The organism is Duganella sp. HH101 (assembly GCF_001758795.1).
GTDB lineage: Bacteria > Pseudomonadota > Gammaproteobacteria > Burkholderiales > Burkholderiaceae_D > Rugamonas > Rugamonas rivuli.
The window spans coordinates 1-13,201 of the sequence record NZ_LRON01000022.1; the positions used below are offsets into that span (position 1 = coordinate 1).

9 protein-coding genes and 1 tRNA gene are annotated in these 13,201 nt (G+C 57.4%); all 10 read left to right on the forward strand.

Features of this window, described 5'->3' with window-relative positions; all coding sequences use genetic code 11:
* Positions 1-621, forward strand: a 621-nt coding sequence (locus DUGA2_RS26135) for an EF-Tu/IF-2/RF-3 family GTPase (protein ID WP_286162325.1), incomplete at its 5' end; no start/stop codon positions are given.
* A gap of 66 nt (positions 622-687) precedes the next feature.
* Positions 688-763, forward strand: a tRNA-Trp gene (locus DUGA2_RS26140).
* Positions 764-799: 36 nt separating this feature from the next.
* On the forward strand, positions 800-1,183 hold the full coding sequence (secE, locus tag DUGA2_RS26145) for a preprotein translocase subunit SecE (protein WP_008444107.1): 384 nt from the start codon (positions 800-802) through the stop codon (positions 1,181-1,183).
* Positions 1,183-1,797, forward strand: coding sequence for a transcription termination/antitermination protein NusG (gene nusG / locus DUGA2_RS26150; protein ID WP_008444109.1), 615 nt, complete (start codon positions 1,183-1,185; stop codon positions 1,795-1,797). Before secE ends, nusG begins: the two co-directional genes overlap by 1 nt.
* 121 nt (positions 1,798-1,918) lie before the next feature.
* Entirely contained in the window at positions 1,919-2,350 is a 432-nt protein-coding gene (rplK, locus tag DUGA2_RS26155) for a 50S ribosomal protein L11 (RefSeq protein ID WP_008444110.1), read from the forward strand.
* 2 nt (positions 2,351-2,352) lie between these two features.
* Positions 2,353-3,048, forward strand: a complete 696-nt coding sequence (rplA, locus tag DUGA2_RS26160) for a 50S ribosomal protein L1 (protein WP_070272341.1) — start codon at positions 2,353-2,355, stop codon at positions 3,046-3,048.
* Positions 3,049-3,306: 258 nt separating this feature from the next.
* The gene (gene rplJ, locus DUGA2_RS26165) at positions 3,307-3,846 is read left to right on the forward strand and encodes a 50S ribosomal protein L10 (protein WP_026334850.1); all 540 of its coding nucleotides are present in this window, start codon (positions 3,307-3,309) and stop codon (positions 3,844-3,846) included.
* 72 nt (positions 3,847-3,918) lie between these two features.
* Positions 3,919-4,290: a 50S ribosomal protein L7/L12 gene (gene rplL / locus DUGA2_RS26170; RefSeq protein ID WP_008444126.1), complete on the forward strand. Its 372-nt coding sequence runs from the start codon at positions 3,919-3,921 to the stop codon at positions 4,288-4,290.
* 270 nt (positions 4,291-4,560) lie between these two features.
* Positions 4,561-8,667 (forward strand): DNA-directed RNA polymerase subunit beta, encoded by a 4,107-nt coding sequence (gene rpoB / locus DUGA2_RS26175; RefSeq protein ID WP_070272342.1) that lies wholly within the window; start codon positions 4,561-4,563, stop codon positions 8,665-8,667.
* An 88-nt stretch (positions 8,668-8,755) separates the two neighbouring features.
* Positions 8,756-12,988: a DNA-directed RNA polymerase subunit beta' gene (gene rpoC / locus DUGA2_RS26180; RefSeq protein WP_008444130.1), complete on the forward strand. Its 4,233-nt coding sequence runs from the start codon at positions 8,756-8,758 to the stop codon at positions 12,986-12,988.
* Positions 12,989-13,201 lie beyond the last annotated feature (213 nt).

Consider the following 13,201-nt stretch of genomic DNA (forward strand, 5'->3'; position numbering starts at 1 on the left):
ATCATGGCCCTGGCTGAAGCACTGGACACCTACATCCCTACGCCAGAGCGCGCAGTGGACGGCGCCTTCCTGATGCCAGTTGAAGACGTGTTCTCGATCTCGGGTCGCGGTACCGTTGTTACCGGTCGTATCGAGCGCGGCATCATCAAGGTCGGCGAAGAGATCGAAATCGTTGGTATCACCGACACCGTCAAGACCACTTGCACCGGCGTGGAAATGTTCCGCAAGCTGCTGGACCAGGGTCAAGCCGGCGACAACGTTGGTCTGCTGCTGCGCGGCACCAAGCGTGAAGACGTACAGCGTGGTCAGGTTCTGGCGAAGCCAGGCTCGATCAAGCCGCACAACCACTTCACCGGCGAGATCTATGTTCTGTCGAAAGACGAAGGCGGCCGTCACACTCCGTTCTTCAACAACTATCGTCCACAGTTCTACTTCCGTACGACTGACGTGACCGGTTCGATCGAACTGCCAGCGGACAAAGAAATGGTTATGCCAGGCGATAACGTGTCGATCACCGTCAAGCTGATCAACCCGATCGCGATGGAAGAAGGTCTGCGCTTCGCTATCCGCGAAGGCGGCCGTACCGTTGGTGCAGGTGTTGTAGCGAAGATCATCGCTTAAGGAATACTGGTCTTACCACCAGGGGCGTCTCTGGTGGTATAATCGATATCCTTTGTAGTTTTACGTAGGGACGTAGCTCAATTGGCAGAGCGTCGGTCTCCAAAACCGAAGGTTGGGGGTTCGATGCCCTCCGTCCCTGCCACCGTTTTCAGGTGCAGGGCACCGAAAGTAAATATAAATGTCAAATCAATCCGTGCAGACCGTCAGCACGTCGAATGACAAGATTAAGGTTGCTCTGGCAATAGCCGTTGCAATCGCAGGTGTGGTCGGGTTTTATTACCTGTCAGACAAACCAGCTCTCGTACGCGCAGGCGCACTTGTAGCTGGTTTGGCTTTTGCCGTTCTGCTCTTGTGGACCTCGACGACTGGCCGTGAATTCCTGAATTTCGCCAAAGAAGCCGTACGCGAAACGAAAAAGGTCGTCTGGCCTACTCGTCGCGAAGCTACCCAGATCACGGGCATCGTGTTTGCCTTCGTGCTGGTGATGGCGCTGTTCCTGTGGGGCACGGATAAGACACTCGAGTTCCTGTTGTACGACGTCATTCTGGGTATACGAAAATAATGAGCGAAAATGTGCAAGACGACGTGCCGGGCGAAGTTCCGGCACAAGATGCTGGCGCAGCGCCTATCAGCGTCCCAGTCAGCAACAAGCGCTGGTACGTTGTGCATGCGTATTCCGGCATGGAGAAAAGCGTCCAGCGTGCATTGACGGAACGCGTCGAACGCGCCGGCATGCAGGACCAGTTCGGCCAGATCCTGGTGCCGACCGAAGAAGTTGTCGAAGTCAAGAACGGTCAAAAGTCCGTTACCGAACGTCGTTTCTTCCCAGGTTATGTCCTGGTTGAGATGGAAATGACCGACGAAACGTGGCACTTGGTGAAAAACACCAATAAAGTGACCGGCTTCATCGGCGGCAAATCGAACAAGCCGACCCCGATTCCAGCGCGCGAGATCGACAAGATCATGCAGCAGATGCAAGAGGGTGTCGAGAAGCCACGGCCGAAAGTGCTGTACGAAGTGGGCGAGCAAGTCCGCATCAAGGATGGCCCGTTCACCGATTTCAACGGCAATGTCGAAGAAGTCAATTACGAGAAATCCAAGGTACGCGTCTCGGTCACGATCTTCGGCCGCGCTACTCCGGTGGAACTTGAGTTCGGCCAGGTCGAAAAAGTATAAGCAGCACCGTTCGCCAGAACGGGCGACGGTGTAAAAACCTGACAAATCTGGCAAAGAGGAGCCCCGCCCTGCAAATGCGCATGGTGGGGCGCTACTACTCATATCCAAGATAGGAGCCATCATGGCAAAGAAAATCATTGGTTTTATCAAGCTGCAAGTGCCAGCTGGTAAAGCAAACCCATCCCCACCGATCGGTCCAGCTCTGGGTCAACGCGGTCTGAACATCATGGAATTCTGCAAAGCGTTCAACGCGCAGACCCAAGGTATGGAACCAGGCATGCCTATCCCGGTCGTGATCACCGCGTTCGCTGACAAGTCCTTCACCTTCGTGATGAAGACGCCTCCAGCAACCTTCCTGATCAAGAAACACTCGGGCGTTGTCAAAGGTTCGCCGAAGCCACATACCGACAAAGTCGGTAAGCTGACCCGCGCTCAAGCTGAAGAAATCGCTAAATTGAAAACCCCTGATCTGACCGCTGCCGACCTGGATGCTGCTGTACGCACCATCGCTGGTTCCGCACGTTCGATGGGCATCACGGTGGAAGGTCTGTAATCATGGCAAAACTGTCCAAACGCGCAAAAGCTATCAAAGCTAAAGTCGATAGCACCAAGTCCTACGCATTCGACAACGCAGTCGCTCTGATCAAAGAACTGGCTACCGCCAAGTTCAATGAATCGATCGACGTGTCTGTACAACTGGGCGTAGACCCTAAGAAGTCGGACCAGGTCGTTCGCGGTTCCGTCGTGCTGCCAGCTGGCACCGGCAAGACCGTTCGCGTTGCTGTGTTCGCTTCGGGCGACAAAGCCGAAGCCGCTAAAGCTGCAGGCGCTGACGTTGTTGGTATGGAAGACCTGGCCGAGCGCGTCAAAGCCGGCGACATGCCTTTCGATATCGTCATCGCTTCGCCAGACACCATGCGTATCGTTGGTACCCTGGGCCAGATCCTGGGCCCACGCGGCCTGATGCCTAACCCGAAAGTCGGCACCGTAACCCCTGACGTCGCTACCGCCGTGAAAAACGCGAAAGCCGGTCAAGTTCAGTACCGTACCGACAAAGCCGGTATCATCCACGCGACCATCGGCCGCAAATCGTTCGCTGACGCAGATCTGAAGAGCAACCTGGTTGCCCTGATCGACGCACTGAACAAAGCTAAGCCAGCTACCAGCAAGGGTGTCTACCTGCGCAAGGTATCGCTGTCGTCGACCATGGGCGCTGGCGTCCGTGTTGACCAGGCTACCCTGGCTGCTTAAGTACCAGTTTAAGTCCTTGTATCGCCTTTGAGCGGTATGGGGCAGTTCTTTGGGCTGGTCGTTTCTTCGGAAACGGCCAGGCAATCAAAGACCGTTGGGCCGGGCGCATCAGGTAGGCAACTAGTTAATTGAATTTTTCACCCAACGCAGATGGTGTACCCGATCAAGTTTCGTAGTCCATTGGACTCCTAAACCTCGGACGCCGTTGTTCGAACCGATGGCAGGCAGTTTGCCCGTCATCATTTAAGGAGGTTGACCGTGGGTCTCAATCTGAATGACAAAAAGGCCGTCGTCGCCGAAGTTTCCGCAAAAGTAGCAACTGCGCAAACTATCGTCGTGGCCGAATATCGTGGCATCCAGGTTGCTCACTTGACGCAACTTCGTGCTAAAGCGCGCGCTCAAGGCGTGTACCTGCGAGTGTTGAAAAACACCCTCGCACGTCGCTCCGTCGAAGGCACGCAGTTCGCCAGCCTGGCAGACAGCATGACCGGTCCGTTGATCTACTCGATCTCGGACGATGCCGTTGCAGCAGCTAAAGTCATCGCTGACTTCGCTAAAACCAACGACAAACTGGTCATCACCGCAGGTAACTACGCAGGCAAGCAGCTGGATAAAGCAGCTGTTGCAGCGTTGGCGAGCATTCCTTCCCGTGAAGTTCTCATTTCGCAGCTGTTGGGCGTTATGCTGGCTCCGGTGTCGGGCTTTGCACGTGGTCTGGCTGCTCTGGCAGCGAAAAAATCCGAAGGTGCTCCAGCTGTTGCCGAAGTGGCCGCAGAAGAAGCACCAGCAGCAGCCTAATCGCTGCAGCCGGTTTTTTTCTCAAGTACCAATCTGATGTATTAACGAATCAAAAAATTATTGGAGTTTCAAATGGCAATTAGCAAAGACGACATCCTGAACGCAGTTAGCGAAATGTCCGTAATGGACCTGAACGAACTGGTCAAAGCTTTCGAAGAAAAATTCGGCGTTTCGGCCGCTGCAATGGCTGCTCCAGCAGCTGGCGGCGCAGCTGTTGCTGCTGCTGAAGAGCAGACCGAATTCAACGTTGTTCTGACCGAAGTCGGCGCGAACAAAGTTGGCGTAATTAAAGCAGTTCGCGAAATCACCGGTCTGGGCCTGAAAGAAGCCAAAGACGTGGTTGACGGCGCTCCTAAGACCGTTAAAGAAGCCCTGTCGAAAGCTGACGCTGAAGCCGCTAAGAAGAAGCTGGAAGAAGCTGGCGCCAAGGCCGACCTGAAGTAATCAAGTTGTACGGCGGCTAGTTAGTTAGCGCCTCGAGCCAAAGCTGCGGATTTCCTCCCGAAAGGGAGGAAATCCGGCTTTGGCTCCTTTGTCGTCCTCGTCGTATTTGTAGCGTTTTGTCCGACGCCGCAGTTTTATCGAATCAGCTGGAAATGGTAGAAGTTTCAGGTTTCGTCTGTGTGACATGCAGCCGATCTTGTTGCTGAAGTGGCTAAAAACGCACTGGCAAAACCTGAATTTTTTATCCTTTCTGTCACTCACGGAGTGTCCATGCACTACTCATTTACTGAGAAGAAACGCATTCGCAAATCATTCGCGAAGCGCGCCAACGTTCACCACGTTCCGTTCCTGCTGGCTACCCAGCTCGAGTCCTACCATAGTTTCTTGCAAGAAGACGTAGCACCGTCGACACGCAAGAACGACGGCCTGCAGTCGGCCTTTACCTCGATTTTCCCTATCGTTTCGCACAATGGCTTTGCGCGTCTCGAATTCCTGTCGTACGTCCTGGGCGATCCTGCCTTTGACGTCAAGGAATGCCAACTGCGTGGCCTGACCTTCGCGTCGCCGCTGCGCGCCAAGGTCCGTCTGGTGATCCTGGACAAGGAATCGCCGACCAAGCCGGTCGTCAAAGAGATGAAGGAACAGGAAGTCTACATGGGCGAACTGCCCCTGATGACCACCACCGGTTCGTTCGTCATCAATGGTACCGAGCGCGTTATCGTTTCGCAGCTGCATCGCTCGCCTGGCGTGTTCTTCGAGCACGACCGCGGCAAGACCCACTCCTCGGGCAAACTGCTGTTCTCCGCGCGTATCATTCCTTACCGCGGTTCGTGGCTGGACTTCGAGTTCGACCCGAAAGACATCCTGTTCTTCCGCGTCGACCGCCGCCGCAAGATGCCAGTGACGATACTGCTGAAAGCGATCGGCATGTCGCACGAGCAGATCCTGGCGAACTTCTTCGTGTTCGACAATTTCAACCTGCGCTCCGAAGGCGCGGAAATGGAATTCGTCGCCGAACGCCTGCGTGGCGAAGTCGCGCGTTTCGACATCGTCAACAAGGAAGGCAAGACGCTGGTCCTGAAGGACAAGCGTATCAACGCCAAGCACGTGCGCGATATCGAATCGAACGGCATCAAGCACATCTCGGTGCCGGAAGACTACCTGCTGGGCCGCGTGCTGGCCAAGAACATCGTCGATCCCGAGACCGGCGAAGTTGTCGCGTCCGCCAACGATGAGCTGACCGAAGACGTGTTGGGCCGCCTGCGCGAAGCCAACATCTCCGAAATCCAGACCCTGTACACCAACGATCTGGACCAGGGCGCCTACATTTCGCAAACCCTGCGCATCGACGACACCGCCGACCAGATGGCCGCCCGTGTCGCGATCTACCGCATGATGCGTCCTGGCGAACCGCCAACGGAAGATTCCGTCGAAGCGCTGTTCAACGGCCTGTTCTACAGCGCCGACCGTTACGACCTGTCGGCCGTGGGCCGCATGAAGTTCAACCGCCGCATCGGCCGCGATGAACTGACCGGCGCCATGACGCTGTCGAACGAAGACGTGCTGGCCGTGATCAAGATCCTGGTGGAACTGCGCAATGGCCGCGGCGAAGTCGACGATATCGATCACCTGGGCAACCGTCGCGTACGTTGCGTCGGCGAACTGGCCGAGAACCAGTTCCGCGCCGGCCTGGTGCGCGTTGAGCGCGCCGTCAAGGAACGCCTCGGCCAGGCCGAAGCGGACAACCTGATGCCGCACGACCTGATCAACTCGAAGCCGATCTCGGCCGCAATCCGCGAGTTCTTCGGTTCGTCCCAGCTGTCGCAGTTTATGGACCAGACCAACCCGCTGTCGGAAATCACGCACAAACGCCGTGTTTCCGCCCTGGGCCCTGGCGGTCTGACCCGCGAACGCGCAGGCTTTGAAGTACGAGACGTGCACCCGACCCACTACGGCCGCGTGTGCCCGATCGAAACGCCTGAAGGCCCGAACATCGGCCTGATCAACTCGCTGGCGCTGTACGCCCGCCTGAACGAATACGGCTTCCTGGAAACCCCGTACCGCAAGGTCGAAGGCTCCAAGATCACCGACCAGATCGACTACCTGTCCGCCATCGAAGAAGGCCGCTACATCATCGCCCAGGCGAATGCGACCATCAACAACGAAGGCATGCTGAGCGATGAGCTGGTATCGGCCCGTGAAGCCGGCGAAACCATCCTGGTATCCCCGGAGCGCATCCAGTACATGGACGTGGCGCCGGGCCAGATCGTTTCCGTCGCAGCGTCGCTGATCCCATTCCTCGAACACGATGATGCGAACCGCGCATTGATGGGTGCCAACATGCAGCGTCAGGCCGTACCTTGCCTGCGCCCGGAGAAGGCACTGGTCGGTACCGGCATCGAACGCACCGTGGCAGTCGACTCGGGCACCACCGTGCAGGCGCTGCGCGGCGGTATCGTCGACTACATCGATGCGGGCCGTGTCGTGATTCGCGTGAACGATGACGAAGCAACCGCCGGCGAAGTCGGTGTCGACATCTACAACCTGATCAAGTACACCCGTTCGAACCAGAACACCAACATCAACCAGCGTCCTATCGTCAAGGTGGGCGACCGTGTGGCCAAGCGCGACGTGATCGCCGACGGCGCATCGACCGACCTGGGCGAGCTGGCTCTGGGCCAGAACATGACCGTGGCCTTCATGCCATGGAATGGTCTGAACTTCGAAGATTCGATCCTGATCTCGGAAAACGTTGTTAAAGACGACCGCTACACCTCGATTCACATCGAAGAGCTGTCCGTCGTCGCACGCGATACCAAGCTGGGCGCGGAAGAAATCACCCGCGACATCTCGAACCTGGCTGAGAACCAGCTGGCTCGTCTGGATGAGTCCGGTATCGTCTACATCGGCGCGGAAGTGCAGGCAGGCGACACCCTGGTCGGCAAGGTAACGCCTAAAGGCGAAACCCAGCTGACTCCGGAAGAGAAGCTGCTGCGCGCGATCTTCGGCGAAAAAGCATCGGACGTCAAAGACACCTCGCTGCGCGTGCCGTCGGGCATGATCGGCACCGTGATCGACGTCCAGGTCTTCACCCGTGAAGGCATCGTTCGCGACAAGCGCGCGCAACAGATCATCGACGATGAACTGAAGCGTTTCCGCCTGGATTTGAACGACCAGATGCGTATCGTTGAAGGCGATGCCTTCCAGCGTCTGGAAAAAATGCTGATCGGCCAAGTCGTCAACGGCGGTCCGAAGAAGCTGGCCAAGGGCGCCAAGATCACCAAGGAATACCTGGCGGATCTGGACAAGTACCACTGGTTCGACATCCGCCCTGCGGAAGACGCATCGGCTACCGCGCTGGAAGCGATCAAGGAATCGATCAACGAGAAGCGCCACCAGTTCGACCTGGCCTTCGAAGAGAAGCGCAAGAAGCTGACCCAGGGCGATGAACTGCAACCTGGCGTGCAGAAGATGGTCAAAGTGTATCTGGCCGTCAAGCGCCGCCTGCAGTCGGGCGACAAGATGGCGGGTCGCCACGGTAACAAGGGTGTGGTTTCCCGTATCGTGCCGGTGGAAGACATGCCATACATGGCCGACGGTACGCCGGCCGACGTGGTGCTGAACCCGCTGGGTGTTCCTTCCCGTATGAACGTGGGTCAGATTCTCGAGACCCACCTGGGTTGGGCAGCCAAGGGCCTGGGTATCCGTATCGGCGAAATGCTGGCCGTGCACACCAAAGCCGAAGAGATGCGCAAGTATCTGACCGTGATCTACAACGAAAACGGCCGTCCGGAAGATCTGGACCAGTTCGACGACGAAGAGATCATGAAGCTGGCGAACAACCTGAAGAAGGGTGTTCCGTTCGCCACGCCGGTGTTCGACGGCGCGCACGAATCGGAAATCCGCCGCATGCTGGACCTGGCCTACCCGGACGACATCGCTCACAAGCTGGGCATGACGCCGTCGAAGAATCAGGTCACGATGTACGACGGCCGCACCGGCGAAGCGTTCGAGCGCAAGGTCACTGTCGGCGTGATGCACATGCTGAAACTGCACCACTTGGTCGACGACAAGATGCACGCGCGTTCGACCGGTCCATACTCGCTGGTAACGCAGCAGCCACTGGGCGGTAAAGCCCAGTTCGGCGGCCAGCGCTTCGGTGAGATGGAGGTGTGGGCACTGGAAGCATACGGCGCATCGTATGTGCTGCAAGAGATGTTGACCGTTAAGTCGGATGACGTGAACGGCCGTACCAAAGTGTACGAAAACCTGGTCAAAGGCGACCACGTGATCGACGCCGGTATGCCTGAATCGTTCAACGTGCTGGTGAAAGAGATCCGTTCCCTGGGTATCGATATCGACCTGGAACGCAACTAAGGCTTCGGCTTTACCTTCACAAGCACGGGCCCCGCCGGTCGTTGCCGGCGGGGCAGTTTAAAGAATTCATCACTACCTGGAGTGATACATGAAAGCACTGCTCGATTTATTCAAGCAAGTACAGACGAACGAGACTTTTGACGCGATCAAGATCGGTCTCGCTTCGCCTGAAAAAATCCGTTCGTGGTCCTACGGCGAAGTTAAAAAGCCGGAAACCATCAACTATCGTACCTTCAAGCCTGAGCGCGACGGTCTGTTCTGCGCCAAGATCTTTGGCCCGATCAAGGACTACGAATGCCTGTGCGGCAAGTACAAGCGTCTGAAACACCGCGGCGTGATCTGCGAAAAGTGCGGCGTCGAAGTCACGCTGGCCAAGGTGCGCCGCGAGCGCATGGGCCACATCGAGCTCGCTTCGCCTACCGCCCACATCTGGTTCCTGAAGTCGCTGCCATCCCGTCTGGGCATGGTGCTGGACATGACCCTGCGGGACATCGAACGCGTGCTGTATTTCGAAGCATACGTCGTGACCGATCCAGGCATGACCCCGCTGAAGAAGTGCCAGATCATGTCGGAAGACGACTACGCCGCCAAGTACGAAGAGTACGGCGACGACTTCACCGCCTTCATGGGCGCTGAAGGTATCCGCGAACTGCTGCGCTCGATCGACATCCACCGCGATGCCGAAACCCTGCGCGTGGAACTGAAGGAATCGAAGTCCGAAGCCAAGATCAAGAAATACGCCAAGCGCCTGAAAGTGCTGGAAGCGTTCCAACGTTCGGGCATCAAGCCTGAGTGGATGATCATGGAAGTGCTGCCGGTGCTGCCGCCGGAACTGCGTCCGCTGGTACCGCTGGACGGTGGCCGCTTCGCGACCTCGGATCTGAACGATCTGTATCGCCGCGTCATCAACCGTAACAACCGTCTGAAACGCCTGATGGAGCTGCGCGCTCCAGAGATCATCACGCGCAACGAAAAGCGCATGCTGCAAGAAGCGGTCGATTCGCTGCTGGACAACGGCCGTCGCGGCAAAGCGATGACCGGCGCCAACAAGCGTCCGCTGAAATCGCTGGCCGAGATGATCAAGGGTAAGGGCGGCCGCTTCCGTCAGAACTTGCTGGGTAAGCGCGTCGACTACTCGGGCCGTTCGGTCATCGTGGTGGGTCCGCAGCTGAAACTGCACCAGTGCGGTCTGCCGAAGCTGATGGCGCTGGAACTGTTCAAGCCGTTCATCTTCAACAAGCTGGAACTGATGGGCCTGGCTACCACGATCAAGGCCGCCAAGAAGCTGGTCGAGATCCAGGAACCGGTCGTCTGGGACATCCTGGAAGACGTGATCCGCGAACACCCGATCATGCTGAACCGTGCGCCTACGCTGCACCGTCTGGGTATCCAGGCTTTCGAGCCGGTCCTGATTGAAGGCAAGGCGATCCAGCTGCACCCGCTGGTCTGCGCGGCATTCAACGCCGACTTCGACGGCGACCAGATGGCAGTCCACGTTCCGCTGTCGATCGAGGCACAGATGGAAGCCCGCACGCTGATGCTGGCTTCGAACAACATCCTGTTCCCGTCGAACGGCGAACCATCGATCGTTCCTTCGCAGGATATCGTGCTGGGTCTGTACTACGCGACCCGCGAAGCGATCAATGCGAAAAACGAAGGCATGCTGTTCCCCGACGTGTCGGAAGTCATCCGTGCCTACGACAACAAGGAAGTGGAACTGACCACCCGTATCACCGTACGTATCGTTGAGAATCCAAAAGATCCAGCGACGGGCGAATTCGTTCGCACCGTGACCCGTTACGAGACCACGGTCGGCCGCGCCATCCTGTCGGAAATCCTGCCGAAAGGCCTGCCATTCTCCGTGCTGAACCGCGCGCTGAAGAAGAAAGAGATTTCCAAGCTGATCAACACGTCCTTCCGTAAGTGCGGCCTGCGCGCGACGGTGGTGTTTGCTGACCAGCTGATGCAGTCGGGCTTCCGCCTGGCGACCCGCGCCGGTATTTCGATCTGCGTGGACGACATGCTGGTACCGCCTCAAAAAGTCACCCTGATTTCGGCCGCAGAGTCCGAAGTCAAACAGATCGAGCAGCAGTACGCTTCGGGTCTGGTGACGGCTGGCGAGCGTTACAACAAAGTGGTCGACATCTGGGGCAAGACCTCCGATGAAGTCGGCAAGGCCATGATGGACCAGCTGAAAGTGGAAGACGTCATCAAGCGTGACGGCACCAAGTCCACCCAGGAATCCTTCAACGCGATTTACATGATGGCCGACTCGGGCGCCCGCGGTTCCGCAGCGCAGATTCGCCAGCTGGCAGGTATGCGTGGTCTGATGGCGAAACCGGACGGTTCGATTATCGAAACGCCGATTACCGCGAACTTCCGCGAAGGCCTGAACGTGTTGCAGTACTTCATCTCGACCCACGGCGCTCGTAAAGGTCTGGCGGATACGGCACTGAAAACCGCGAACTCGGGTTACTTGACCCGTCGTCTGGTCGACGTGACCCAGGATCTGGTCGTCATCGAAGACGATTGCGGCACCTCGAACGGCACGCTGATGAAGGCGATGGTCGAAGGTGGTGAAGTGATCGAAGCCCTGCGCGACCGTATCCTCGGCCGCGTGGTGGTCAACGACGTCGTCAATCCGGAAACCCAGGCTACGCTGTACGAAGCTGGCACCCTGATGGACGAAGACATGGTGGAAGAGATCGAGCGTCTGTCGATCGATGAAGTCAAGGTCCGTACCCCGCTGACTTGCGACACGCGCTTCGGCCTGTGCGCCAAGTGCTACGGTCGCGATCTGGGCCGCGGCATGCTGGTCAACGCCGGCGAAGCCGTCGGTGTGGTCGCTGCGCAGTCGATCGGTGAACCAGGTACCCAGCTGACCATGCGTACCTTCCACATCGGTGGTGCGGCGTCGCGTGCGGCAGTGGCATCGTCGGTGGAAGCGAAGTCGAACGGTACCATCCGCTTCACCTCGACCATGCGTTACGTTACCAACGGCAAGGGCGCGCAAATCGTCATTTCCCGTTCGGGCGAAGTGCTGATTACCGACGACCACGGCCGTGAGCGCGAGCGTCACAAAGTGCCGTACGGCGCGACCCTGATCGTCAAAGACGGCATGGTGATCAAGGCCGGTACGGCCCTGGCAACCTGGGATCCGCTGACCCGTCCGATCATTACCGAGTACGCCGGTACGGTGCGTTTCGAGAACGTCGAAGAAGGCGTGACCGTTGCCCGTCAGGTGGACGAAGTGACCGGTCTGTCGACCCTGGTGGTAATCGATGCCAAGCGTCGCGGTTCGCTGACCAAAACCCTGCGTCCACAGGTCAAACTGTTGAACGAAGATGGCCACGAAGTGAAGATCGCCGGTACCGAACACGCTGTGGCGATCGGTTTCCAGGTCGGCGCGCTGATCATGGTGAAAGATGGCCAGGCAGTGTCCGTCGGTGAAGTGCTGGCACGTATCCCGACCGAATCGCAGAAGACTCGCGATATTACCGGTGGTCTGCCGCGCGTTGCCGAACTGTTCGAAGCTCGCTCGCCGAAAGATGCGGGTATGCTGGCGGAAGTGACCGGTACTGTTGCATTCGGTAAAGAAACCAAAGGCAAGCAGCGTCTGGAAATCACGGACATGGACGGCAACAAGCATGAGTTCCTGATCACCAAGGACAAGCAAGTGCTGGTACACGACGGCCAGGTAGTGAACAAGGGCGAGATGATCGTGGACGGCCCAGCCGATCCGCAAGACATTCTGCGTCTGCTGGGTATCGAAGCGCTGGCGCGTTACATCGTTGACGAAGTGCAGGACGTGTACCGTCTGCAGGGCGTGAAGATTAACGACAAGCACATCGAAGTGATCGTGCGTCAGATGCTGCGTCGCGTACAGATCGTCAATGCCGGCGACACCAACTACATCGTTGGCGAGCAGGTTGAGCGTTCGGAACTGCTGGACGAGAACGATCGCGTCACCGCAGAGAATAAGATCCCTGCGACTTATGAAAACGTTCTGCTGGGTATTACCAAGGCATCGCTGTCGACCGATTCGTTTATCTCGGCCGCATCGTTCCAGGAAACCACCCGCGTTCTGACCGAAGCCGCGATTATGGGCAAACGCGATGGTCTGCGTGGTCTGAAAGAAAACGTCATCGTTGGTCGTCTGATTCCAGGCGGCACCGGTCTGGCATTCCACCGCGCTCGTAAAGAGAAAGAGCAGTGGGAAGTGGAAGAGCGTCAAGCTCTGCTGCTGGCCGAGAAAGCCTCGATGTCCAGCGGCGATGTGGAAGTGACCGAAACGGTTATTCCACACGACGGCGAAGCGTAATTCAGCTTTAGTCCCGCAAAATAAAAACGGCACCTTCGGGTGCCGTTTTTTTATTTCCGCCGCCGTTTATTAATTCGATTCGCCGTATTAATCTGCGCCGACCTTGATATATTTAAAAAGACCAGGGACGGTGAATAGAGCGCCAGGAACAGAATAATTTATCGGCGTCTGCTCGCTGCTTTAAATAATGGCGGACGGGGTTAATCTATCGCC